Origin of the sequence: Allokutzneria albata, from assembly GCF_900103775.1 — a bacterium.
Lineage (GTDB): Bacteria > Actinomycetota > Actinomycetes > Mycobacteriales > Pseudonocardiaceae > Allokutzneria > Allokutzneria albata.
Genome location: NZ_LT629701.1, coordinates 1,952,167 through 1,975,228, shown reverse-complemented (window position 1 = coordinate 1,975,228; position 23,062 = coordinate 1,952,167). Strand labels below are relative to the sequence as shown.

Annotated in this window: 23 protein-coding genes and 1 pseudogene; 16 read left to right on the top strand and 8 right to left on the bottom strand. The window is 70.9% G+C overall.

Annotated features, from left to right (window positions below; translation table 11 throughout):
- The first annotated feature begins 22 nt into the window (after positions 1–22).
- Positions 23–2,401, top strand: coding sequence for a PEP/pyruvate-binding domain-containing protein (locus tag BLT28_RS08865; protein ID WP_030431715.1), 2,379 nt, complete (start codon positions 23–25; stop codon positions 2,399–2,401).
- 17 nt (positions 2,402–2,418) lie between these two features.
- Complete coding sequence (locus tag BLT28_RS08860; protein ID WP_030431716.1) at positions 2,419–2,820, top strand: hypothetical protein; 402 nt, start codon at positions 2,419–2,421, stop codon at positions 2,818–2,820.
- A 23-nt stretch (positions 2,821–2,843) separates the two neighbouring features.
- Here the strand turns inward: BLT28_RS08860 and BLT28_RS08855 are convergent, their stop codons facing one another.
- Positions 2,844–3,536: a class I SAM-dependent methyltransferase gene (locus BLT28_RS08855; RefSeq protein WP_052407765.1), complete on the bottom strand. Its 693-nt coding sequence runs from the start codon at positions 3,534–3,536 to the stop codon at positions 2,844–2,846.
- A 56-nt stretch (positions 3,537–3,592) separates the two neighbouring features.
- Between BLT28_RS08855 and BLT28_RS08850 the strand changes: the two genes are divergently transcribed.
- From BLT28_RS08850 to BLT28_RS08840, 3 genes are all read left to right on the top strand, one after another.
- A complete protein-coding gene (locus BLT28_RS08850; protein WP_030431718.1) occupies positions 3,593–6,679 on the top strand; it encodes a UvrD-helicase domain-containing protein in 3,087 nt (1,028 codons plus the stop codon).
- Positions 6,680–6,719: 40 nt separating this feature from the next.
- Entirely contained in the window at positions 6,720–7,220 is a 501-nt protein-coding gene (locus BLT28_RS08845; RefSeq protein WP_030431719.1) for a hypothetical protein, read from the top strand.
- A gap of 191 nt (positions 7,221–7,411) precedes the next feature.
- A complete protein-coding gene (locus BLT28_RS08840) occupies positions 7,412–8,608 on the top strand; it encodes an HNH endonuclease signature motif containing protein (RefSeq protein WP_157376061.1) in 1,197 nt (398 codons plus the stop codon).
- Here BLT28_RS08840 and BLT28_RS41310 read toward each other — a convergent pair.
- The 3 genes from BLT28_RS41310 to BLT28_RS08825 are packed head-to-tail and all read right to left on the bottom strand — an operon-like array spanning position 8,605 to position 10,441.
- Entirely contained in the window at positions 8,605–9,099 is a 495-nt protein-coding gene (locus BLT28_RS41310) for a nucleoside 2-deoxyribosyltransferase domain-containing protein (protein WP_030432969.1), read from the bottom strand. The genes BLT28_RS08840 and BLT28_RS41310 overlap by 4 nt on opposite strands.
- On the bottom strand, positions 9,096–9,467 hold the full coding sequence (locus BLT28_RS41305) for an HIT family protein (protein ID WP_030432968.1): 372 nt from the start codon (positions 9,465–9,467) through the stop codon (positions 9,096–9,098). The genes BLT28_RS41310 and BLT28_RS41305 overlap by 4 nt, the downstream gene beginning before the upstream one ends.
- A 20-nt stretch (positions 9,468–9,487) precedes the next feature.
- Entirely contained in the window at positions 9,488–10,441 is a 954-nt protein-coding gene (locus tag BLT28_RS08825; RefSeq protein ID WP_197684002.1) for a threonine ammonia-lyase, read from the bottom strand.
- Positions 10,442–10,512: 71 nt separating this feature from the next.
- On the opposite strand from BLT28_RS08825, the gene BLT28_RS08820 reads away from it, so the two are divergent.
- Both BLT28_RS08820 and BLT28_RS42455 read left to right on the top strand, forming a co-directional pair.
- The gene (locus BLT28_RS08820) at positions 10,513–10,986 is read left to right on the top strand and encodes an Lrp/AsnC family transcriptional regulator (RefSeq protein WP_030432966.1); all 474 of its coding nucleotides are present in this window, start codon (positions 10,513–10,515) and stop codon (positions 10,984–10,986) included.
- Between the two features lie 367 nt (positions 10,987–11,353).
- Entirely contained in the window at positions 11,354–11,482 is a 129-nt protein-coding gene (locus tag BLT28_RS42455) for a hypothetical protein (protein ID WP_269459641.1), read from the top strand.
- A 69-nt stretch (positions 11,483–11,551) separates the two neighbouring features.
- Here the strand turns inward: BLT28_RS42455 and BLT28_RS08815 are convergent, their stop codons facing one another.
- Entirely contained in the window at positions 11,552–12,526 is a 975-nt protein-coding gene (locus BLT28_RS08815; protein WP_030432965.1) for an SDR family NAD(P)-dependent oxidoreductase, read from the bottom strand.
- An 81-nt stretch (positions 12,527–12,607) separates the two neighbouring features.
- Here BLT28_RS08815 and BLT28_RS08810 point away from each other — a divergent pair, with 81 nt between their 5' ends.
- From BLT28_RS08810 to BLT28_RS41775, 4 genes and pseudogenes are all read left to right on the top strand, one after another.
- The gene (locus tag BLT28_RS08810) at positions 12,608–13,243 is read left to right on the top strand and encodes a TetR/AcrR family transcriptional regulator (RefSeq protein ID WP_030432964.1); all 636 of its coding nucleotides are present in this window, start codon (positions 12,608–12,610) and stop codon (positions 13,241–13,243) included.
- Entirely contained in the window at positions 13,137–13,361 is a 225-nt protein-coding gene (locus BLT28_RS42815) for a DeoR family transcriptional regulator (RefSeq protein WP_407638798.1), read from the top strand. The genes BLT28_RS08810 and BLT28_RS42815 overlap by 107 nt, the downstream gene beginning before the upstream one ends.
- Positions 13,352–13,900, top strand: a pseudogene (locus BLT28_RS08805) (DeoR/GlpR family DNA-binding transcription regulator); the annotation flags it as partial. The gene BLT28_RS42815 and the pseudogene BLT28_RS08805, both read left to right, overlap by 10 nt.
- Before the next feature lie 156 nt (positions 13,901–14,056).
- Complete coding sequence (locus tag BLT28_RS41775; protein WP_231950694.1) at positions 14,057–14,218, top strand: hypothetical protein; 162 nt, start codon at positions 14,057–14,059, stop codon at positions 14,216–14,218.
- Here the strand turns inward: BLT28_RS41775 and BLT28_RS08795 are convergent.
- Positions 14,196–15,125, bottom strand: a complete 930-nt coding sequence (locus BLT28_RS08795; RefSeq protein WP_030432963.1) for a LysR family transcriptional regulator — start codon at positions 15,123–15,125, stop codon at positions 14,196–14,198. The genes BLT28_RS41775 and BLT28_RS08795 overlap by 23 nt on opposite strands.
- 102 nt (positions 15,126–15,227) lie before the next feature.
- Here BLT28_RS08795 and BLT28_RS08790 point away from each other — a divergent pair, with 102 nt between their 5' ends.
- The 4 genes from BLT28_RS08790 to BLT28_RS08775 are packed head-to-tail and all read left to right on the top strand — an operon-like array spanning position 15,228 to position 20,429.
- Positions 15,228–16,772, top strand: a complete 1,545-nt coding sequence (locus tag BLT28_RS08790) for an aldehyde dehydrogenase family protein (protein WP_030432962.1) — start codon at positions 15,228–15,230, stop codon at positions 16,770–16,772.
- A 31-nt stretch (positions 16,773–16,803) separates the two neighbouring features.
- Positions 16,804–17,931 carry an NAD(P)/FAD-dependent oxidoreductase gene (locus BLT28_RS08785; protein WP_269459640.1) on the top strand — a complete coding sequence of 376 codons (1,128 nt, stop codon included), beginning with the start codon at positions 16,804–16,806 and terminating at the stop codon, positions 17,929–17,931.
- Between the two features lie 8 nt (positions 17,932–17,939).
- On the top strand, positions 17,940–19,286 hold the full coding sequence (locus BLT28_RS08780; RefSeq protein ID WP_030432960.1) for a hypothetical protein: 1,347 nt from the start codon (positions 17,940–17,942) through the stop codon (positions 19,284–19,286).
- 3 nt (positions 19,287–19,289) lie between these two features.
- Complete coding sequence (locus BLT28_RS08775; RefSeq protein ID WP_030432959.1) at positions 19,290–20,429, top strand: Glu/Leu/Phe/Val family dehydrogenase; 1,140 nt, start codon at positions 19,290–19,292, stop codon at positions 20,427–20,429.
- Here BLT28_RS08775 and BLT28_RS08770 read toward each other — a convergent pair.
- Entirely contained in the window at positions 20,413–20,940 is a 528-nt protein-coding gene (locus BLT28_RS08770) for a hypothetical protein (RefSeq protein WP_052408077.1), read from the bottom strand. The two genes, BLT28_RS08775 and BLT28_RS08770, sit on opposite strands and share 17 nt — an antisense overlap.
- Positions 20,937–22,256, bottom strand: a complete 1,320-nt coding sequence (locus tag BLT28_RS08765; protein WP_052408076.1) for an FAD-dependent monooxygenase — start codon at positions 22,254–22,256, stop codon at positions 20,937–20,939. The genes BLT28_RS08770 and BLT28_RS08765 overlap by 4 nt, the downstream gene beginning before the upstream one ends.
- Before the next feature lie 89 nt (positions 22,257–22,345).
- Here BLT28_RS08765 and BLT28_RS08760 point away from each other — a divergent pair, with 89 nt between their 5' ends.
- On the top strand, positions 22,346–22,957 hold the full coding sequence (locus tag BLT28_RS08760) for a TetR/AcrR family transcriptional regulator C-terminal domain-containing protein (protein WP_030432957.1): 612 nt from the start codon (positions 22,346–22,348) through the stop codon (positions 22,955–22,957).
- Positions 22,958–23,062: the final 105 nt, after the last annotated feature.

Sequence of the window (23,062 nt, the reverse complement as noted above, 5' to 3'; positions counted from 1 at the left end):
CCGTTCGACGATCGTGGTGCTCATGGTCAAAGAAGGTCCCATCCCGCTCGCCGAATGCACCGCGCTGTCCCGCGATCGAGTGGGAGGAAAGGCCGCGACCCTCGCCCTGCTGCGCGCGGCGGGCCTGCCCGTCCCCGACGGCGTGGTGCTCCCGGTGGGCAGTGAGCCTTCGGCGGAGCTGGCCGAGGAGGTCATCGCGGCGCTCGGCGCCGGCCCGCTCGCGGTGCGCTCCTCGGGGGGCGAGGAGGACGGCGCGGCGGGCTCGCACGCGGGCCAGTACCGCACGGTGCTCGGCGTGACGGGCGCCGCGGAGCTGGAGGCGGCGATCAAGGAGTGCCAGGCGTCGGCGTACAGCCCGCAGGTCCGTCGCTACCGCGCCGAGCACGGGCTGCCGGAGGACGCCGCGATCGCGGTGCTCGTGCAGCGCCAGGTCCCCGCCGACGCGGCCGGAGTGGCCTTCACCGCGAACCCGGTCACCGGAGCCCGCGACGAGATCGTGGTCAACGCCGTGCAGGGGCTGGGGGATCGGCTCGTCGACGGCGTCGCGCAGCCCGAGCAGTGGGTGATCGGCGGGCAGGACCCGGTCGGGGACCCGCGAGGGGTGCTCTCCGCTCGTCAGGTGCGCGCGGTCGCCGACCTGGCCCGCCGAGTGGCCGCCGAGTTCGACGAACCGCAGGACCTGGAATGGGCGATCGCGCAGGACACGGTGTGGCTGCTCCAGGCCCGCCCGATCACCTCCCTGCCCGAGCCGTCCCCGCCGCCCGTGCCGGTGCCCGTCGAGATCCCGCCCGGGTTCTGGACCAGGGCCTCGCTGCACCAGCCGCTGCCGTCCACGCCGCTGAACACGACGGTCACCGACGCCCGCAACGCCGCCTTCGAGCGCCTGACCGCCGAACTCGGCCTGCTGCTGGACTTCTCCTTCACCGACATCGGCGGCTGGAGCTACATGTCGATCAGCCCGGCGGGCGGCAGGCAGGGCCCTCCGCCGCCGAAGTGGCTGATGTGGCTGCTCGTCCGCCTGGTCCCGGCCGCGCGCCGGCGGACGAAGGCGGCCGAGCGCGTGCTGGGCACCGATCTGCCCGGACGGCTGGTGACCCGCTGGCGCGAGCAGTGGCTGGGGGAGTTCTCGCGGCGCTGCGGCGAACTTCTCGACACCGACCTCAGTGGACTGTCCGATGTGGACTTCATCGCGCACGTGGACCGCGCCGACCGGTTGATGCACGACTGCTCGTACGCGCACTTCATCCTGCACGGCGCGGTGGGCATGGCCCTGTTCGAACTGGTCGGGTTCTGCGACCGCGAGCTGGGCTGGCCGGAGGCCCGGGTCTACGACCTGCTCGGTGGCCTCTCGGAGCGCTCCACCGAGCCCGCGCGGGAACTGGCCACCATCGCGTCGCTGGTCCGCGGCCGCTCTGAACCGCTCCGCGAGCTGGTGCAGCACGACCCGGTGATCAGCGCACGGGTCGAGGAGTACCAGCGGCGGTTCGGGCGGCGGGCGCTGCGCTACGAGATCGCCGAGCCCACCCTCGCCGAAGAGCCGGAGCTGCTGCTGCGCCTGCTCGCCGACCAGGTCGCGAGCGAGTTCGACGCGGCACGATTATCCGAAGTGCACGATCAGCGGGCCGTGGCGGAGGAGCAGGCGCTGGCCGGGCTCCCGGCCGCCGAGCGCTCGGAGTTCCTGCGGTTGCTGGCGCGGGCGCGCGCGGCCTACCCGGTCCGCGAGGACAACGAGTTCTGGACGGTGAGCTGCCCGATCGCCGTCCTGCGCTACGCCGCGCTCGAAGCCGGGCGGCGGCTGGCGGGGCGCGGTCAGATCAGTGCCCGCGACGAGGTCTTCCACCTCTACCCCGCGGAGGTCCGCGAGGCGCTGCTCGACGGCGCGGACCGTTCCGCGCTGGTCCGGCGCCGCCAGGGGGAGCGCGCGTGGATGCTCGCCCACCCCGGCCCGGACAGCTACGGCAAGGACCCCGGTCCGCCACCGTCGATGTCCGCGCTCCCGCCCGCCGCACGGCACGTCAACGAGATGCTGCTGTGGCTGTCGGAGCGGGCCGCACAGGGCAGCCCACGCGGTGGTGACGGCCTTCCGCTCTCCGGCGTCGCGGGCTCGCCCGGCACCTGCACGGGGCGGGTGCGCGTGATCATGGACGAGAGCGAGCTCGGCCGCATCGAGCCCGGTGACGTGCTCGTCTGCCCGGTGACCGCGCCCGTGTGGTCGGTGGTGTTCCCGAGCATCGGCGCCCTGGTCACCGACGTCGGCGGCATGCTGGCGCACGGGGCGATCATCGCCCGTGAGTACCGCGTTCCTGCCGTCCTGGGCACCGGCGTTGGTACGTCGGTGCTGGAAGACGGAGATCTGGTGACCGTGGACGGCACCACGGGCACGGTCACCGCCGCGCGGTAGTTGCTAGGTTCGCGCGGGTGGACATCTTCCAGGCCGTCAGAACCCTGAGTTTGCCACCAGGTCAGTACGTCGTCTTCGGAAGCGGTCCTCTGGCAGCTCACGGCATACGGGAGACGGCCGACGTCGACCTCTTCGTGACCACTGAGCTCTACCAATCCCTGAAGCGAGCAGGCTGGGCGGAAAAGACTCAGGTCGGCGGCAGCTCTTGTCTGTCGATCGGGGTCTACGAGGCTTACGACACCTGGCGATCCGGAGAGCACTTTCTGGTACCGGAGGAGCTCATCGCGGCGGCGGAGATGATCAACGGAGTGCCATTCGCCCCGCTGGAGTACGTGCTGAGCTGGAAGAAGGCCCTCGGCCGTCCGAAGGACCTCGTTGACGTGAAGCTGATCGAGCGGCACCACTCCTGTGGTGAGTGATCACCACGGGAGTGGTGCCGCGATCACCTGGTCAACACCAACGTCCGATTCTCCTGCGGGTCGGTCGTCCCCCGGACCGTGAGCACTCGGGCCGAGACGCCGTCCAGGTCGCCCAGCAGCCGGTCGAGGTCCTGGTAGGGCGCGGCGGAGGAGTCGTTGAGCGGGTGCAGGCGGACCTCGGACGCCACCCGCAGCAGCTCCCGGACGGCCGCGAGGTGGAACGCGTAGTCGAACTGGTCGGCGTAGGTGAACAGCAGGAATCCCGAGACCGCCAGCGCGAAGCTGTTGTCGGCGAACGGCAGGTTCGGCAGCAGCGCCGCGCGGTAGTGGCCGGTGCCCTCGGCGCTGTCCCTGGTGAAGTCCGCGAGGAACCTCCGCGCGGACCCCTCCCACACCGGCGAGTGCTCCCAGACGCCGTTCTCGTCGAAGGAGAAGCGCTCGGGCTGCGTCCTGGCCCACTCCGTGACCTGCGCCCGCCCCGCGTCGATCCGCTCGGTGAGGGCTGTCACGGAGAGGTCGTAGGACGGGTCGACGCTGACCACCCGCCCGCCCCGCGAGCGCAGTTCCGCAGCGAAGTCGCTGGCCCCGCCCGGGCAGTCCAGCACCGGTCCGGCCAGCAGGTCGGACTCGGTGAGAGCGAACTGGCTCAGGTAGTTGCCAAAGGTGCGGGAGCTGATCAGCACCGGGCCGACCAGGGACCGGGAATCCTGTGTCATGGACCAGATCCTGCCAGTGCGCGGGGCTGTCGGAGGGACCTGAAAGGATCACGCCCGTGCGCTTCTACGCCGACCTGCACATCCACTCCAAGTACTCCAGGGCGTGCAGCCGCAACTGCGACCTGCACCACCTGACGAAGTACGCGCGCCTCAAAGGGATCTCCCTCGTCGGGACCGGTGACTTCACCCATCCCGCGTGGTTCGCGCACCTGCGGGAGTGCCTGGTGCCCGCGGAGCCGGGGCTGTTCCGGATGCGCGAGGAGATGGACCGCGACATCCGCCGCACCGTGCCGCCGAGCTGCACCGGCGGCGAGGTCCGCTACATGCTCTCGGTGGAGATCTCCACGATCTACAAGCGCGGCGACCGCACCCGCAAGGTGCACCACCTGATCTACATGCCGGACTTCGAGTCGGCCGCGGAGTTCAACGCGCGACTGGGCCGGATCGGCAACCTGGGCTCGGACGGCCGCCCCATCCTCGGCCTGGACTCCCGCGACCTGCTGGAGATCACGCTGTCCAGCGGCTCCGGCGGGTACCTGGTGCCCGCGCACATCTGGACGCCGTGGTTCGCGGTGCTCGGCTCGAAGTCCGGGTTCGACGCGATCGCCGACTGTTATGCGGACCTGGCCGACCACATCTTCGCCGTGGAGACCGGCCTGTCCAGCGATCCGGCGATGAACTGGCAGGTGTCCGGGCTGGACAAGTACCGGCTGGTCAGCAACTCCGACGCGCACTCCCCGCCGATGCTCGGGCGCGAGGCGACGGTCTTCGACACCGGCATGGACTACTTCGCGATCCGCCGCGCGCTGGAGACCGGCGACGGCTTCGGCGGTACGGTCGAGTTCTTCCCCGAGGAGGGCAAGTACCACCTCGACGGGCACCGCAAGTGCGACGTGCGGATGGAGCCCGCGCAGACCCGCGAGCACAACGCGATCTGCCCGGAGTGCCGCAAGCCGCTGACCGTCGGCGTGCTGAACCGGATCTCCGAGCTGGCCGACCGGCCCTACGGGACGCGGCCGGAGGGCGCCGCGGGGTTCCGCAACCTGATCCCGCTCCCGGAGATCATGAGCGAGATCCTGGGCGTCGGCCCGAAGAGCAAGAAGGTGGAGGCCGAGGTCGCCGCGCTGACCGCGGCCCACGGTCCAGAGCTGTCCATTTTGGACGATGTGCCCCTCGACGACCTCGCCGCGTCCTCGTCCCTGGTCGGTGAGGCGATCGGCAGGCTCCGCCGGGGCGAGGTGATCCGCCACTCCGGCTTCGACGGCGAGTACGGCGTGATCAAGCTCTTCGAGCCGGGGGAGCTGCACCGCGCGAAGTCCAAGGCGACGCTGAGCCTGTTCGACGTCGAGATCGAAGACCCGCTTGCGGGGTCGAGCGCCCGCACTGCTCCGGAGCCCGCTCCCGAGCCCAAGGCCTGCGCGGCGCCCGCCTCGGCTCCCGTCGCCGAGGAGCCCGCGCGTCCGGCTCCGGTCTCCGACGGCATACTGCTGGGCGGGCTCGACCCGGACCAGCGCGCGGCGGCCGAGCTGACCGAGGGCCCATCGCTGATCATCGCCGGTCCGGGCACGGGCAAGACCCGCACGCTGACCCACAAGATCGCCCACCTGGTCACCGCGTGCGGTGTTCCCGCGGAGCGGTGCCTGGCGATCACGTTCACCCGCCGCGCCGCCGAGGAGATGGCCGAACGCCTCACCGCGCTCGTCCCCGGGCACGCGCCGAAGCTGACCATCGCCACGTTCCACTCGCTCGGCGTGCGCATCCTGCGCGAGCAACACGCCCGCGTCGGCCTGACCTCGCGCTTCGGCATCGCCGACGAGGCCGCGCAGCTGAGCGTGCTGACCGAGCTGCTCGACGACGAAGGGGCGGCCAAACGCGCGCTGTCCGAACTGCCGCAGGACGCGGCGCTCGCCGATCGCTACACGAAGGCGTTGCGCGCGAAGGACCTCGTGGACTTCGACGACCTGATCACGTTGCCGGTGCGGCTGCTGGAGTCCGAACCGGAGGTCGCGGCGCACTACCGCGAGCGCTTCCAGTGGATCTCCGTCGACGAGTACCAGGACGTGGACGAGACGCAGTACCGGCTGTTGCGGCTGCTCGCGCCCGAGGACGGCAACCTGACCGCGATCGGCGACCCGGACCAGGCGATCTACCGCTTCCGCGGTGCCGACGTCGGCTTCTTCCTGCGGTTCCAGCAGGACTACCCCGGCGCGCGAACGGTGCAGCTGACCCGCAACTACCGCTCCGGGCCGCACATCCTGGCCGGGGCGGTGCGGGCGATCACGCCGACGACGCTCGTCCCCGGGCGCGAGCTGACCGCCGCGGGGCACCACCCCGAGCCCGCGCTGATCGGCCTGCACCACGCCTCCGACGAGCACGGTGAGGCCGCGTTCGTCGCACGCACGATCGACCAGCTGCTGGGCGGTTCGTCGTTCCACTCGCTCGACAGCGGCCGCGTCACCGGCGACGGCACCGAGGGGCTGGGCTTCGCCGACTTCGCCGTGCTCTACCGCACCGACGCCCAGGCCAAAGCGATCATGGAGGCGCTGACCAGGGCGGGTGTGCCGTTCCAGAAGCGCTCCCACGACCGCCTCGCCGACCGTCCCGGGGTCCGGGAGATCGTCCGCGAGCTGCACTTCGAGGGCACGTCCGGCAGCGTGCTGGAGCGGATCCACCGGGCGGCGAGGGCGGAGACGCACGCGGCCGTCGACCTGCTCACCCCGTTGGCGCGGCGCTGCGGCGACGACCTGGAGCGCTTCCGCACCGAGATCGCGCTGGGCGCCGAGGTCGACACGTGGGACCCGAAGGCCGACCTGGTGGCGCTGCTGACGCTGCACGCCGCGAAGGGTTTGGAGTTCCCGGTGGTGTTCATGGTCGGCTGCGAGGACGGGCTGCTGCCGTTGCGGTGGCCGGGCGCCGACCCGGACCCGGAGGAGGAGAACGAGGAGCGGCGGCTGTTCTTCGTGGGCATGACCCGAGCTCAGCGGCACCTCTACCTCAGCCACGCCGCGCAGCGCGTTCGCCAGGGCACGTCCCGCCCGATGCCGCCGTCGCCGTTCCTGGCCGATCTGGGCCCGGAGGTGGTGCAGCGCTTCGGTGAGGCGAACCCGCCGCGCCGCAAGGCGACGCAGCTCAGGTTGCTCTAGGTGGCCCCCACGGCGTAGCCGTCCGACTTGGATTGCTGTCGTGGACTACCTGGTCGATGTGATCACCTCGGGCACCGTGCACGGCGCTGACGCCTGCCGCACGCCCGAGGAGGTCGCGTCGATCCTCGGTTCCGACTTCGTGGTCGCCCGTGGCCGCACCTCGCTGACCCACGGCTACGCGCAGGTCGAGTTCCACTGGACCCGCCGCACCCCGCAGGACCCCTGGTCAGGGTGGACCTTCAGCGTCTCGCCGCCCGACCCGCCGCTGTTCGCCCCTCTCCGCGCCGCCGTGGAGGTAAGGGGCTTCTCCCTGCAGCGCTTGGAAAACAACGCGTGGTGGCAGCGCCGCAACTCCGGAGGCCGTCCGCTCCACTCGAATTCGTCGCGCGCTGCTCGCGGCGATGCGTCGTGCTCGCTAGGCCGGTTTCAGCGTGGGGTCGGCTTGACCTGGGGCACCTTGCGCGTGCCCGTGGGCCTCTCGGGGGCACGGGATGAAACTCCGGCCCTCGCGGGAAGCGTATGGCACGCGCACCCCAGGTAAAGCCTCGATTCCGTTTGCGGCTTGCGTTTGCTGGAACCTGACTTTGTCCACAATGGACTGGGGTATGAAAACTGTTGTCGCGCCTGGGAATTCGCCCTCTCGGGATTCGATGTCGATCTTTCATTTTGGGACAATGGAAGAGAGTCGGAAGGGGGGTGAACGTGGTGAATCCCAAGGCATTGATCCACTTGATGAAACGCCATCTCGCGCAGGCCGATGACTATAAGTCCACCGGTGACGGGTTGGTGGAGCGGTTGCAGGACTGGGAGACGGTGGCGGCGTTGGTTCTCGCCGCGGCTACTGATACCGCGACCGAGGCGGAGTCCCAGGGCCTGCACACCGCGCACAGCTGCAAGAACCTCGCGGTGCTGTTGCGGTCGAAGGTGAAACTCGAACCTGCCGAGGCGCAGCGGCGTGCCCGGTTGGTGCACGAACTCCCCGCGTTGCCCGCGACGCGGGAGCGGATGTATGCCGGGGAGATCAGTGGTCGACACGCGCTGGTGATCGCCGACGCGGTCAACCGCATCCCGTCTGAGCGTCGTGAGGAAGCCGAGCAGTACCTGGCGCGGGTGGCGCCGACGATGCATCCGCGTGATCTGATGCTCACGGGTAAGTACTTGCGCAGTGTCCTCGACCCGGACGGCACCTTCCGCGACGAACAGGAGGCGGTGGCTCGCCGTGAGTTGCGGATGGCCAGTGATCAGGACGGGTCGCTGCACCTCAAGGGCGTCTTCCCGCTCATCGCCGGACAGAAGATCAAAACTGTCCTCGATGCGCTGGCAAAGCCGCGCACCGTCGACGGGGAGAAAGACCCCCGAACGTCCGGGCAGCGGTATGCCGATGCGTTCGAGGAGGTCATCGACCTGGCCATGGCGACCGGGGATCTCCCCGAGACCGGGGGACGACGCCCCACCGTGGTGGTGACGATGGACTTCGAGAGACTCCTGGCGATGCTCGGTAGCGGCACTACCGCTACCGGTGATCGGGTGTCGGCGGGGTTGGTGCGGCAGATGTGCTGTGACGCCGGGATCCTCCCCACCGTCCTCGGCTGGAACAGTGAACCTCTCGATCTGGGGCGGGAACGACGGACCGCTTCGGTGGCCCAGCGCAAGGCGTTGGCGGTGCGGGACAAGGGGTGTGCGTTCCCGGGCTGTGATCGGCCACCGGGGTGGACGGAAGCCCACCACGTGTGGCACTGGATCGACGGCGGACCCACCGACCTCGGCAACCTCGTCCTGCTCTGCGTGCATCACCATCACGTGATGCACGAGCAGGAGTGGAGGATCGTTTTCGAGCAGGGGATACCGAGCTTCATTCCACCGCGGTGGATCGATGTCGAGCAGAAGCCGCTGCGCAACATCAGGGTGGATTACCCGCTCGCGCTTTAGGTGGTCTGAGCGGTGACGAGCGCGAGGGCTGCGGCGACGGTGTCCTCCAGCGTCTCGCACACCGGCACTCCGTGGCGGCGGGCCACGTAGATCAGGTAGCGGTTGCGCTCGGGGTTCGGGCAGTCGGGTGGGCAGCCGAGCACGGCGCGACCGGTGCCGACATCCAGGCCGAACTCGACGTTGGTGGTGAAGCCGGGCAGGGTGCGCAGATCTCGGGGGATCCAGAACAGGATCGCGGTCGCGGTCGCGCGGGCGGAGATCTCCCAGTCGACCTGGTCGTCGTAGTGGGCGGCCCGCTTGCCGCCGCGTGACTCCGGCGTGAAGACGATCAACGGTTCTGGTCCCGTCCATCGCTGTGCCAGCGCTTCGACGGCGGCGGGTCGCCAGGACGGGACCTCACGGCCGGCGCGCGGGGTCGGCCCGGCGAGGAAGACCGATGGGCCGGTGGGGATCGGCTCGCGGGCCCAGACCACGTTCAGGGCAGAACTCACCGCGCACCTCCGGCAGTCTGCTGAGGCGTCCAGGGCAATGGCAGGCCGTCGCCTTCTTCGCGGGGGACCACGTGGATGTGGAGGTGGAAGACGGTTTGCGTCGCCGCGGCTCCGCGGGAAGTGATGATGTTGGCGGCCTCGTGCTCGGCCATCAGCTCCGCGGCGCAGGTCATGACGCGCCCGGACACCGCCGGGTCGACGCTCGCGTCCGCGACGTGGGTTCGAGGGATGACCAGCACGTGGCCGTCGTTCACGCCGCAGGGGCGGGGCCGGATGGCGATCACGTCCTCCCATTCCCGCACGACGGTGGCGGGCGCGTTCCCGGCGGCGACGGCGCAGAAGACGCAGGTTTGATCCTGAACGGGCAAGGGTGGCGACTCCTCGGGCGTCACGTGGTGAGCAGGGCGGCGCGGACGTGCTCGGGGCGGGGGTTGGCGCCGGTCAGGACGATCGCGACGCGCTCGCCGGGGATGTCGTGTTCGGTCAGGGCGGCGAGGGTCGCGGCGCCCGCCGGTTCGAGGAGCACGCCGACCGTGCGGGCGGCCAGGCCCATCGCCTTGAGCAGCGCGGACTCGCTCACCAGGACCATGTCGTCGACGAGGGTGCGCATGCGGTCGACGGCGTCCATGACGGGGCGCCGCAGGGCGATGCCGTCCGCGATGGTGTTGACGGAGTCGGTCGCCACGGCCGTACCGGCGCGCCAGCTGCGTTCGGGCGCCGGTGCTCCGGCGGCGCACACGCCGACGACGCGGGTCTGCGGCGAGTGGTGCTTGATCCAGGCCGCGAGGCCGGAGATCAACGCCCCGTCGCCGACCGGCGCCACGACGGTGTCGAAGCTGCCGGCGGCGAGCAGTTCGACGCCGATGCTGCCGTTGCCCTCGGCGATGGCGCTCTCGGCGCCCTCCTCGACGAAGAGCCTGCCGGGCGCCTCGGCGGCGTAGGCGCGGGCCTCGTCCTTGGCGCCGTCGCAGTCCGGGCCGGAGACGACGACGTGCGCGCCGAGGGCCCGCATCCTGGCCAGCTTGTCGGGGTTGACGTCCTCGCCGACGTACACGCGCACCGGGATGCCCCTGGACCGGCCGACGTAGCCGAGCGCCTGACCGAAGTTGCCCGCCGAGCCGCAGACCAGCTCGACATCGCTCGGGACCCGGGCGGCGAAGGTGTCGGCGCCGCGGCCCTTGAAGCAGCGCAGCGGGTTGGCGGTCTCCAGCTTGACCAGCACCTGGCGGCCGAGCAGCGCGCTGAGGCTCTCCTCGACGAACTGCGGGCTGTCCCGGAAGACCGGGTCGATCTCCTTGCTCGCGCGTTCGATGCCTGCGAGGTCCAGCGCGGGGGTGGTCACGATCGAGGACGCTAATCGAAGCGGGGCGGGGCCCGATTGAAAGTTCGCCCGCCCGCACGCACAATTTTTGCGTGGGAGCACCGCTGGACGACGTCGACCACCGCCTGCTCGCTCTTGTCCAGGAGGACGCGGCGCGGACGCTGCACGAGCTGGGCGAGGCGGTCGGCCTGTCCCCGAGCGCCGTGCAGCGCAGGCTGTCGCGGTACCGGGAGAGCGGGTTGCTGCAGCGGCAGATCGCGGTGCTGGACCCCGACGTGGTCGGGCAGACGATGTTCGCGCTGGTGCTGGTGGCGTTGGAGCGGGAGTCCGTCGAGCACCACCGCCGGTTCACCGAGCGCGTGCGCGGGTTGCCGGAGGTGCAGCAGTGCTACTCGCTCGCCGGGAAGTGGGACTACGCGCTGCTGCTCGTGGCGTCGGGGATCGCGCACTGCCGGGAGGTCGCCGCGCAGCTGTTCCTCAGCGACGACAACGTCCGCCGCTACGACACGATGCCGGTCTTCGACGTGGTCAAACGGGGGCTCGAGGTGCCGACCCGGTGGACGTGAGCGCGGGTGTGATCCAGCCACGAATCGCTAACGAACAGGTGTTTCCGCTTCGGTAACCGAGCATGGCGGGCGCATGCTTGTTTCACGTTCAACAACAAGCCTCCCGGAGGTCCACTGTGGACTTTCCGGTCGGGTTGTCACGATGACGGCAGCAGGGTGCGGCAGGGGCGCCCTCCTGGCGTTGCGCCATTGGTGGGGCGTGATCGTGACACCACCATGGCCGTTCGGGCCCCCTCGCGTGTCGGGTAAGGGGGCCCGAACGGTCGTATGTAAGGGCTCGTAAGGCCCGATGTACGTGATCATCCGATGTCCGGCCCCACGCCTTACGGCGACTCTTGTGCTCACACCGAGAGCGAAGGGGTCCGACGTGGACATGTGGAACCAGGAACAGGTCAAGGCCGAGGTCGCCTACCGCCGTGAGCGGGCCATGCGCACCGGCCGCCGCGTTCGCGTCACCGCGAAAAAGCGGTGGTGGATGCGGGGGAAGGCAACCTAGCGCGCCTGACCGCCGCGTCACCCGGCCGCTGGGGAGGATCGGCCCCCAGCGGCCATTTTCTTTCCCGGACTAGCGGTCGAGCAGCGCGTTGATCATCTGCTGGAGCTTGTCCCGTCCGCCGGACCCGAGTGCGCCGCCGAGGGCGGTGCCGAGCGAGTCGAACACGTCGTCACGGGGGAGTTCGGCCAGGGCCGTGCGGAGTTCGGCCACGGTCCACGGCGCGTCGTCCTTGGCGATCTGGGCGCCGCGCGACCAACCCTGATTGATCGCGACCGAGCCGCCGCGAACCGACAGGACCTGCCCGGTCATCGGGCAGTCCTCAGCCGCGAGGTAGGCGGCGACGGGAGCGCAGACGCCGGGGTGCAGCGGGTCGAAGGCGCCTTCCTCGGGGATCTGGCCCATGCCCGGCACGGTGGCGGTGAGCCGGGTTCGCGCCATCGACGGGGACAGGCAGTTCACCCGCACTCCGTAGCGGCCGAGTTCGAGGGCGTTCACGACGGTCAGCGCGGCGACACCGGCGTTGGCCGCGGCGTAGTTGGAGTGCGCGGGCAACGGGTTGAGCAGCCCCGAGCCCGACGAGGTGTTGATGATCGCCCGGTCGACGCGGTCGCCGGACTCCCACCTCGCCCGCCAGTGGCGCGCCGCCCAGTGGCTGACCGCGAAGGTCCCCTTCAGCTTCACCGCGACGACGGCGTCGAAGGCGTCCTCGGTCACGCCGACCAGGGGAGCGTCCCGGTGCACGGCCGCGTTGTTGATCACGACGTGCAGGTCGCCGAAGGCGTCGACGGCCGCTTCCACCACGCGGCGCGCACCGTCGAAGTCGCTGACGCTGTCGGTGTTGGCCACGGCGGCTCCGCCGCGGGCGGTGATCTCCTTGACCACCGCTGCCGCCACAGCGCGGTCACCGCCGGAGCCGTCCGGGGCGACGCCCGGGTCGTTGACGACGACTTTCGCGCCCTCGGCGGCGAAGTAGAGGGCTTCTTCCCTGCCGATGCCCCGCCCGGCCCCGGTGATGAGCACGACCCGTCCGCTCAGGGATCCCATGGCAGCCGCCTCCATTTCAGTGCACTCGATGAATCAATGCATCGACAGTATCAGTGCCATGGGTGTAGTAACCTGCCGTGCATGGTCGAGGAACTGGGCCGCCGGGAGCGCAAGAAGCAGCGCACGCGTGCCGCCATCGTCGAGGCGGCGGCGGAGTTGTTCGAGCGCAAGGGCTACGAGCAGACGACGGTCGCCGAGATCGCCGCGGCTGCCGACCTGTCCACGCGCACGTTCTTCCTGCACTTCCCGAGCAAGGAGGACCTGCTGCTGGCCAATGCCCAGACGCGGATCGACCTCGGTGTGCGCGCGCTCGCCGAAACCCGGCCCGGCGCGTCCGTGGGCGAAGCCCTGGCAGAGGCAGCCGAGCGGATGATCGCCAACAGTTGGGAGAACGACCTTCCGAGCGGTCTCGCGGCGGTGCGCGCCAACCTGATCGCCACGGTTCCCGCGCTGCAGACGGGCCTCATGCAGCGGATGGTGGCCGGGCAGACGGAGATGGCCGAGGCGTTGCACCGCGCCTACGCCGACGAACTCGACCGGGTCGACGCGATCGCGCTGGTCGGAGCGCTGCTGGGGGCGATCAACGCGGCCGCGCTCGACAGCCTGCGCGGTGGTGGCTCTCCGGAGCAGGTGCGAGCGGCCATGCGTCGAGCCGTCGACCTCGTCGTCCGCCGCACTTCGGATCGTTCAGGTGGCGGGCCGGATCTCCGTCGCTGACCTGGCCGAACGGCTCGGCGTCTTGGAGATGACCGTCCGACGCGACCTGGACTCCTTGCGGGAGCAGGGCCTCGTCACGCGTGTGCGCGGTGGCAGCGCGCCACGAAGGACCGCATAGCCGAGCTGAACGCCGAGATGATCACTTCAGGCGAGACCGCGCTGCTCGACGCGGGGAACGACACCGTCCACCTCGCGACTCAGCTCGACACACTAGGCCCGGTGACCGCCGCCGTGCTCAGCCTCCAAGCAGCAGCGCGCCTGGCCGACGTCCCGGGCATCCGGGTGCTGATCGTCGGCGGTGAGCCGCGCCCCGCCGAGGAGTCGCTGGTCGGGCCGCTGACCTTGCACGCGCTGGCGGACCTGCGCTTCGACGCGTTCGTGCTGTCGCTGGGCGGCGTGCACGCCGAGGACGGCTACTCCGAGTTCTCCGTGGAGGACGCCGAGGTGAAGCGGCTCGCGCTCACGCGGGTGGAGCGCACGATCGCCGTCGCCGACGCGACCAAGCTCGGCACCCGGGCCTTCAGCCGCATCGCCGGGCTCGACGCCGTGCACCACTTCGTCACCGACTCCGCCGCGGCGGAGGAGTCCACCCACCCCAACGGTCCGGAGACGCTGGCCGCCCTGCGCGCGGCGGGCGCGACGGTCCACCTGGCCTGACCGAGGAGAACCCCATGGCACACCTGATGATCCTGGTCGCAGGCCCGTACCGGTCGGGCACCGGCGACGACCCGGCCAAGCTCGCCGCGAACGTCACGGCCATGCACGAGGCCGCGCTGCCGCTGTCGGTGCTCGCCGGGTCCACGAAGGTCGGCGATGCGGCGTTCGACGCCCTACGCCGAGCGGCTGCCCGCGCGCTGCGACGCCGTTCTCCGCATCGGCGGGCTGTCCTCCCAGGGCGCCGATGAGATGGTCCGCATCGCCCGCGCCGCCGGGAAGCAGATCTTCCACGACCTCAACGAGATCCCGCCGGCGTGAGGAATTCCCCTGCCACCGCCCGGCACGCGGCCTGCAAGGCCGCCAACGCGGGGACCAGCAGGGGATTGGTGTTCGCGGTGCGGTGCAGGGCCAGGACGCTGCGCCGCACGGGATCACCGGCAGGGCGCAGCGCGCGGAGGTCGTTGGCGGGCTGATGGCCCAACGCGGGAACCAGAGCGACTCCGACACCCGCCGAGACCAGGCCCTGGACCACGTCATAGTCGTTGCTGCGGTAGGCGATGCGCGGAACGAAGTCATGGGCGGCGCACAGCCGCAACAGGCACGTCGAGCCCGCTGACCCGTCGCGGCTGGCGATCCACGTCGCTTCGCGCAGGGACTCCAGCCGGACGCGGTCACCACGCGTCGCGGCGTGGTCGGTGGGCAGCAGAACGACGAGGGTCTCGTCCAGCAACGGCGTTGCCGTCAGCTCGTCCGGCCAGCTGCGGGGCACCAGGTCGTAGGCGTAGACCAGCGCGATGTCGAGGTCGCCGCGCAGCACTGCGGGCAGGCAGTCGTCCGGCTCGTTCTCGTCGAGCAGGATCTCCGCCTCCGGCCGGTCGCGGGTCAGGCTCGCGATGGCGTGCGGCACGACGCGCGCACCGGCGGTCGGGAAGGTGCCCAAACGCAATCGTCCGAGCCGCCCGGAGGTGAACGCGCCGATCTCCTCCTCCAGTCCTTCCAGCGCGGCCAGGAGTTCGGCGCCGCGTTCGGCGATGAACCGGGCGGCGTCGGCGGTGCGGACGCTGTGCGCGGCGCGTTCGAACAACGGGATGCCGATCGCGCGTTCGAGTGCGGAGATCTGCTGGGACACCGCCGATGGGGTGTATCCGAGCTCGCGGGCGGCCTCGGCGAAGGACCCGGTGCGCACCACGGCGGACAGCGTGCGCAGGTGCAACGGGTTGAGCATCAGCACAACTTACGCTCAAGGCCATCAGCTCGCGGTCTGCTCCCTCTTGGCCGCGTCGGCCCGCGCCGCCAAGGTGGGGTGACGCCCAAGGAAGGACTCCCCGTGTCTCGTCTCGCCTCCGTTGTCGCAGGCACCCCCGTCCCGGGAAGCACCGTGTACCGCTCGACCAGCCCCGCCGACACCGCCGACCTGGTCGCCGAGGTCGAGCTGGGTGACGCGGGCACCTTCGTCCGGGCGGCGGAGGCGGCCAGGGCGGCGCAGCGCGAGTGGGCCGGGGTCCCGGCCCCGGTGCGCGGCCAGGTGATCGCCAACATCGGCCGCCTGGTCTCGGCCAACGCCGACGCGCTGGCGCGGCTGGTGACCCGGGAGATCGGCAAACCGCTGGCGGAGGCGCGCGGTGAGGTGCAGGAGATCGTCGACACCTGCGACTTCTTCCTGGGTGAGGGCCGCCGCCTGTACGGGCAGACCGTGCCGTCGGAGATGCCGGACAAGCAGCTGTTCACCTTCCGCGCCCCGGTCGGCGTGGCGGCGGTGATCACCGCGGGGAACTTTCCGGTCGCGGTGCCGTCCTGGTACCTGGTGCCCGCGCTGCTGTGCGGCAACGCGGTGGTGTGGAAGCCCGCCGAGTACGCCTCCGCCAGCGCGAAGGCGGTGTTCGACCTGTTCACCCGGGGTGGCCTCCCGGAGGGCGTGCTGAACCTGGTCTTCGCCGAGGGGCCGGAGACCTTCAGCGGGCTGGAGCGGTCCCTGGAGCACGGGCTGGTGCAGAAGGTCGGGTTCACCGGGTCGAGCGAGGTCGGCTCGCGCATCGGTGAGCTGTGCGGCCGTCACCTGCAGACCCCGTGCCTGGAGCTGGGTGGCAAGAACCCGATGGTGGTCACCGAGGACGCGAACCTGGAGCTGGCCGTGGAGGGCGCGTTGTTCTCCGGGTTCGGCACCGCCGGGCAGCGCTGCACCTCGCTGGGCACCGCGATCGTGCACGAGTCGGTGCACGCGGAGTTCCTGGACCGCCTGGTCGCGGCGACCGAAGCGGCGCGCGTGGGCGATCCAGCGCAGGACGTGCTCTTCGGGCCGTTACTGGACCAGCGCTTCGCCGACAACCACGAACGGCACCTGGGGTGGATCGCTGAGCACCACCGGGTGCTGGGGTCGACCGGCACGGGGCGGATCACCTCGGCCAACCCGCGCAAGGACTTCGTCGGCGATCCCGAGGCCGGGCTGTTCTACCACCCGGTGATCGTGGACGGGGTGCGCTCCGGCGACCGGATCTTCCTGGAGGAGACCTTCGGCCCGCTGGTCGGCGTGACGACCTACCGCGAGCTGGAGGAGGCGATCGAGCTGGGCAACCTGCCCGGCTACGGCCTGTCCTGCTCGATCTACACGACCGACCCGGCGAAGGCGTTCCGCTTCCGCGAGGGCATCGGCGCGGGCATGGTCAGCGTCAACAACTCCACCTCCGGCGCCGAGGCGCACCTGCCTTTCGGTGGCAACGGGCGTTCGGGCAACGGCTCGCGCCAGTCCGGGGTGTGGGTGCTGGACCAGTTCACCCGCTGGCAGTCGATGAACTGGGACTACTCGGGCCGGTTGCAGAAGGCGCAGATGGACGTGCTCGAGGTCGCCGCCGACCTGGACTTCCGGTTGTCCTGAAGTGAACAGGGCCAGCGCTTCCCATGCGACTGTGGTGATCGTCGGCGGCGGGGTGATGGGCACGAGCATCGCCTTCCACCTCGCCGAGGCAGGTGTGCGCGACGTGCTGCTGCTGGAGCGCGCCGAGCTGGGGTCGGGCTCGACCTGCAAGGCGGCCGGCGGGGTCCGCGCCCAGTTCTCCGATGGGATCAACATCGAGCTGGGCGCGCGCAGCCTCGCGGCGTTCGCCCGCTTCGCCGAGCGCCCCGGGCAGGAGATCGACCTGCACCGCTCCGGCTACCTGTTCCTGTTGTCCCGCCAGGAGGACGTGGCGGCCTTCGAGCGGAACGTGGCCCTGCAGAACTCCCTGGGCGTGCCCAGCCGGATGATCGACGTCGCCGAGGCCAGGCGGCTGTCGCCGCTGATCGACACCGAGGGGCTGATCGCGGCGGCGTTCTCCCCGGAGGACGGGCACTGCACGCCGGAGTCGGTCGTGCTCGGCTACGCCACGGCCGCGCGGCGGCTGGGTGCGCGGTTGCGCACCCACGTCACGGTCACCGGCATCGAGACCACGGGCGGCGAGGTCCGCGCGGTGCACACCGATCGGGGCTCGATCGCCACGGACACGGTGATCTGCGCGGCGGGCGCCTGGTCTCGGCAGGTGGGCGAGATGGCCGGGGTGGACCTGCCGGTGACGCCGTTGCGGCGGCAGGTCCTGGTGACCGAGCCGGTCCCCGGCCTGCCTCCCGAGCTGGCGTTCACCATCGACTTCGCGAGCACCTTCTACTTCCACCGCGAGGGCTCCGGCCTGCTGATGGGCATGTCCGATCCCGACCAGGAGCCCGGGTTCCACCTGCACCGCGACGACGCGTGGCTTCCTGCGCTGAGCGAGGCCATCCGACGCCGGGCGCCGCGGTTGCTGGACGTCGGCGTGGCCTCGGGCTGGGCCGGGCTCTACGAGGTCACGCCCGACCACAACGCGCTGATCGGCGAGGAGGCCTCGGTCGGCCGATTCCTGTACGCCACCGGCTTCTCCGGGCACGGGTTCCTCCAGGGGCCCGCGGTCGGCGAGGTGGTGCGCGATCTGTACCTCCGACGAACTCCGGTGATCGACGTCGCCGGCCTGAGCGCCCAGCGCTTCGGCACAGACGCGCACCGGCCCGAACTCAACTGCGTTTAGGAGTGGTGATGGCGGAGTTCCGGTGGGAGCTGCAACCGAGGGCGGAGGCCCTGGTCGACGAGCTCGTGGACGCGGCGGTGCTCAACAGCCCGCGGCTGTCGGCGCTCGCGCGGAGTCTGGGAGCGCGGACGTCGACGCGGTTGCAGGACTGGCTGGACCACATCGGCGGACCGGTCTCCGACGAGCAGCTGATCGAGGTCGGCTACGTCGAGGTGCAGCCCGACCTGTGGCGGCACCCCGGCGCGCAGCTGCCCGCGATCGTGCCCAGCGACCGCCGTGGCGTCGCGTTGCGGGTGGACGACGCGGGGGTGTTCGCGGTCGCGCAAGGCTCGACGGCCGGCGTGCAGGGCAGCCCGCGGTCGGGTTTCCGCAGCGCCGTGGTCTCCGGGAACGACCCGGTGGTGATCGCCGGGGTGGAGCGCCGGTCGTGGTCGTGCGGTGTCACACCGCAGGAGTTCGACCCGGGCGAGGTGCTGCGCTCGGCGCAGGCGTGGCGGTTGCTGGCGGAGCGCCCGCGCGGCTTCGGCGGGCGCGAGGAGGTGCGGGCGGCGACGGAGCTGATGGGCCAGGTGGTGAAGCTCGTCGGCGCGGACCTCGCGGCGAGCTACTTCCTGGAGCTGGAGCGGCAGTACTGGCAGCGGCGCAACACGGCCGCGGTGCTCCAGCACTCGCGGCAGGACCGGCTCGGCCTGGGCTGGGGCAACAACGACCACCACACGTTCCGGTCCAGCCGGGCGTGCTTCGACCAGGTGATCACCCTGCTCACGACCTTGGGTTTCGGGGTGCGGGAGCGCTTCTACGCGGGCGCGGAGGCCGGGTGGGGCGCGCAGGTGCTGGAGCACCCCGGCTGTGGTGGAGTGATCTTCGCCGACGTCGACCTCAACCCGGAGGACGTCGACCTGGACTTCGCCACCGTTGAACTGGCACCGGTTGATCCGGCGGAGGGCGGCAAGCTCGGCACGGTCGGCCTGTGGTGCGCGCTGCACGGCGAGTCGGTCCTGGCGGCGGGCATGCACCACCTGGAGGGGCAGTTCGACTTCGACCGGCTGCGGGTCGACCTCGGGGTGCTCGGGGTCGGCCACATGAAGCCGTTCTCCGACTTCCCGCACCTGCGGCAGGCCTTCACCGAGGCGGAGCGGTGGCCGGTGCGCCAGCTGCGGCTGGCCGAGCTGGTCGCGGACGGGCAGATCAGCGAGGAGACCGCGGAGGAGTTCGCCAGGCTCGGCGCCGCCGGATCGCACCTGGAGAACCTGGCCCGGCGCGGCGGCTTCAAGGGCTTCAACCAGCACAACGTCTCGACCACGATGCGCGCCACCGATCCGCGGATCTACCGGCCCGTGAACGCGGGCGAGTGACCCGTGTTCGAGCTGATCGACGAGTGGGGCCCGGAGAAGGTCGTCGTCGTCTCCGACTCGCGCACGGGCATGCGCGGGGTGCTGGTGATCGACAACGCCGCGCGCGGCGTCGGCAAGGGCGGCACGCGGATGAGCCCGTCGCTGACGGTGGCCGAGGTGGCCCGGCTCGCGCGGGTGATGACGTGGAAGTGGGCGGGCGTCGACCTGTTCTACGGCGGGGCGAAGGCGGGCATCCGCTTCGATCCGTCCTCGCCGCACAAGGAAGCGGCGCTGCGGGCGTTCGTGCGGCGCCTGTCGAACGAGGTGCCGCGCGAGTACGTGCTCGGCCTCGACATGGGGCTGACCGAGCGCGACGCGGCGATCGTGCAGGACGAGCTGGGTGATCGCGGCGCGGCGGTGGGCACTCCGGCGGAGCTGGGCGGGGTGCCCTACGACGAGCTGGGCGTGACCGGGTTCGGGGTGGCGGAGGCGGCCTCGGCGGCGTCGGCGGTGGCCGGGGTGCCGCTGGCGGGGGCGCGGGTGTCGGTCCAGGGCTTCGGCGCGGTCGGCTGGGCCGCGGCGAAGCGCTTCGCCGAGCTGGGCGCCACGGTCGTCGCGGTGTCCACAGTGGACGGGGTGTTGCACGATCCGTCCGGTTTGGACGTCACCCGGCTGCTTGAGCTGCGCGCCGTGCACGGGGACGCCGTGGTGCGCGAGTACGGCGGTCCGCTGTTGCGGCCCGGCGAGGAGCTGCTGCTGGACGCGGAGGTCCTGGTGCCCGCGGCGGTGCAGGACGTGATCTCCGAGGAGGTGGCCGGTCGGGTGAAGGCCCGGCTCGTGGTGGAGGGCGCGAACCTGCCGACCACGCCCGGGGCGCAGAGGGTGCTGGCGGAGCGCGGGATCACGGTGGTGCCGGACTTCGTGGCCAACGCCGGTGGTGTGGTGGCGGCCGCGTTCGCGATGGACGCCCGCTATTCGGCGTTCCGCCCCGATCCCGGGGAGATCTTCGCGGCGATCTCGGCGAAGCTGCGCACGAACACCGAACTGGTGCTCGCCGAGGCGGCGCGGCGGGAGCGCACGACGCACGAGGCGGCGCGCGAGCTGGCCCAGGACCGGGTGCGCGCCGCCATGGCGTTGCGGGGCAGGCTCAGTACGCGCAGCTGACGGTCAGGTCGTCGAGGCGGACCCATTCGCCGTCGTGGCCCCTGCCGCTGTCCTGCAGCCTGAACATGATCTTGAACTTCCGGTAGCCGTCGATCTTGATGTCGTCGATGCTGATCGGCTCGTAACCGCTGCCGGGGTGCAGGTACATGTGGACCCGGCGGCTGATCGTGTTGGTGTCGTCGTAGACGGAGACTTCGTCGATCTCCGTGCTGCGGCCGTTGAGCGCGTTGGCGTAGGCCTGCACGGTGCAGGTGCTGGGGCCGTTGACGCCGGCGTGCACCTCGGTGCTGAGGTAGGACTGGACGCTCGCCCCGCCACCGGCGTGGAGCCACGCGTTGTTCCGGCCGGAGCGGGCGTTGCCGATGTTGACGTCGAACCCGGCGTGCCCGACAACGGTCCACTCGGTGGCGGGGGAGTTCTCGAAGCCGTCCTGGAACTGGCGGATTCCGGCGTGCGCCGTCCCCGCGAGCAGCAGCGTGGTCGCGGCGACGGCGAGTGCCTTGATCTTCATCCGCCCAGGCTGGCCTCGCCGCGCGCGGTTGCCAATGGGCGAAGGGGCAGCCTTAGGTGCCGCAGGTAGTCGCGGACGTCGTCGAGGTCGTCGGTGCTGATCGCGATGTAGCCGTCCGGGCGGACCAGCACGAACGTGCAGCTGTAGGGCTCGCACTGCTCCGGAGTGAGCAGGGTGAAGTCCGGGCCGAAGACGCCTGGCACGTGGTCACCGCCGCGCTCGCCTCGGGCCAGGGAGCTGCCGCGGTAGCTCAGGTGGAGTTGCTGGGTTTCTTTGCCGCGCTTGAATCCCGCTTCCTCCTTGCGAATGCTCTTGCCGAGCAGGTCGGTGCTGAGGCCGAGCACCCCGGCGGCGATCGGCAGGCGTTCCTCTTCGTAGGTGTCCAGCAGCGCCTCGGACGCGCCGTTGAGGACGGCGGCGAGCTTCCAGCCGAGGTTGTAGGCGTCCTGCACTCCGGTGTTGAGGCCCTGGCCGCCGGTGGGCGGGTGGACGTGCGCGGCGTCGCCTGCGAGCAGGACCCGGCCGACGCGGTAGCGGTCGACCATGCGCGCGTTGGAGCGGTAGGTCGACGTCCACGTCGGATCGGAGACGGTGACGTCGGTGCGGCCGGTGCGTTCGTGCAGGGCGGCACGCAGGTAGTCCTCGGTGATCTCGTCAGGCTCGTCGGTGATGCCCATCGTCAGCTGGAAGCGGTCGACGCCGCCGGGCAGGGGGCACATGCCGATCATGGTGGGCAGGGCCTGGGGCCAGAGGTGCCAGCGGTCGCGTTCCAGGCCGCGCGAGGTGATGTCGGCGATCACCATCTTCAGCTCGTCAACGGGGTGGCCGACGAAGGCGAGGCCGAGGTGCTTGCGCACGAAGCTGTGCCCGCCGTCCGCGCCGATCAGGTGGTCGGCGCGGATCTCGGTGCCGTTGACCACGGCCGTGACGCCGTCGTCGTCCTGGGTGAAGCCGGTCAGTTCGGCGGCGAGCTCGACCTGGACTCCGTGCTCGGCGAGGGCCGTGCGCAGGATCGCCTCGAGCTCGCCCTGGCCGAGCATCCACGGTTCGGCCCCGCCGGGCTCGAACATCGAGCGGTCGGTGTGGCCGTCCGGGCCGTGCATGCGCAGCAGCGGGTAGGGCGAGCCCGCCGCGCGGACCGCGTCGAGAACGCCGAGGTCGGCGAGGACTTCGAGGGTGCGCGGTTGCAGGCCCTTGCCGCGTGAACCGACGAAGTGCCGCTCGGCCTTGTCCACGACGCGCACGGCGACGCCGCGGCGGGCGAGGTCGATGGCGAGGGTGAGACCGGTGGGCCCGGCCCCGGCGATGAGGATCATGCCACACTCCTTAACGTCGTTAAATCTAACGATGTTAAGGACTACTTGAATGCTGTTAAGCTGTCAAGACCCGAGCTGCGAGGACTCCGATGGCCCTGGATCGCGACACCGTCGTGCGCACGGCGCTGCGGGTGATGGACGAGGTCGGGATCGACAACCTGACGCTGCGCCGCATCGCCACCGAGCTCAACGTGCAGGCGCCCGCGCTCTACTGGCACTTCAAGAACAAGCAGGAGCTGGTCGACGAGATGGCCAGCACGGTGCTGGCGGAGGCGCTGGGCGCGGCGGAGTACGGCGAGGACTGGACCGACCTGCTGGTCAACTACGGTCGGGCGCTGCGCGGGGCGCTGTTGAGCCACCGCGACGGGGCGAAGGTCTTCAGCGGCACCTACCTCACCCGCACCGATGTCTACAAAGGACAGGACAGGGCCCTGCGGCTGCTCACCGACGCGGGCTTCAGCCTGGCCGAGGGCGTCGCCGGATTGATGACCGTGCACTGCTACGCCACCGGGCACGCGGTGGAGGAACAGGCGGTGGCGAGCGATCCCCGCTACACGCTGCAAGCACGGGCGGAGCGCATCGACGCCGAGGAGCTGCCGCTGGCGCACCAGGCCGGTGAGGGGCTCTTCGGCAACGCGGACGAGCGCTTCGAGCGCGGCCTGCGGCTGATCGTGAACGGAATGCGGAAGGCGAAGGCGTGACGGTGCCCCGGACAGCCGGCCACAAGTGGGTCAACCTGACCGCCGCGCAGGTCGGCGAGCTGAGCCGGTGTGCGGTCGTGTTCCAGTCGGCCGATCCACCGCGGG

What these genes read in the sequence shown, in the direction of transcription:
- BLT28_RS08865 (WP_030431715.1), top strand. Translation starts at nt 23, where the DNA reads ATGGTCAAAGAAGGTCCCATCCCGCTCGCCGAATGCACCGCGCTGTCC.
- BLT28_RS08855 (WP_052407765.1), bottom strand. Translation starts at nt 3,536, where the DNA reads ATGACACAGGATTCCCGGTCCCTGGTCGGCCCGGTGCTGATCAGCTCC.
- BLT28_RS08840 (WP_157376061.1), top strand. Translation starts at nt 7,412, where the DNA reads ATGAAACGCCATCTCGCGCAGGCCGATGACTATAAGTCCACCGGTGAC.
- BLT28_RS08815 (WP_030432965.1), bottom strand. Translation starts at nt 12,526, where the DNA reads ATGGGATCCCTGAGCGGACGGGTCGTGCTCATCACCGGGGCCGGGCGG.
- BLT28_RS08810 (WP_030432964.1), top strand. Translation starts at nt 12,608, where the DNA reads ATGGTCGAGGAACTGGGCCGCCGGGAGCGCAAGAAGCAGCGCACGCGT.
- BLT28_RS41775 (WP_231950694.1), top strand. Translation starts at nt 14,057, where the DNA reads ATGCGGCGTTCGACGCCCTACGCCGAGCGGCTGCCCGCGCGCTGCGAC.
- BLT28_RS08795 (WP_030432963.1), bottom strand. Translation starts at nt 15,125, where the DNA reads ATGCTCAACCCGTTGCACCTGCGCACGCTGTCCGCCGTGGTGCGCACC.
- BLT28_RS08780 (WP_030432960.1), top strand. Translation starts at nt 17,940, where the DNA reads ATGGCGGAGTTCCGGTGGGAGCTGCAACCGAGGGCGGAGGCCCTGGTC.
- BLT28_RS08770 (WP_052408077.1), bottom strand. Translation starts at nt 20,940, where the DNA reads ATGAAGATCAAGGCACTCGCCGTCGCCGCGACCACGCTGCTGCTCGCG.
- BLT28_RS08765 (WP_052408076.1), bottom strand. Translation starts at nt 22,256, where the DNA reads ATGATCCTCATCGCCGGGGCCGGGCCCACCGGTCTCACCCTCGCCATC.
- BLT28_RS08760 (WP_030432957.1), top strand. Translation starts at nt 22,346, where the DNA reads ATGGCCCTGGATCGCGACACCGTCGTGCGCACGGCGCTGCGGGTGATG.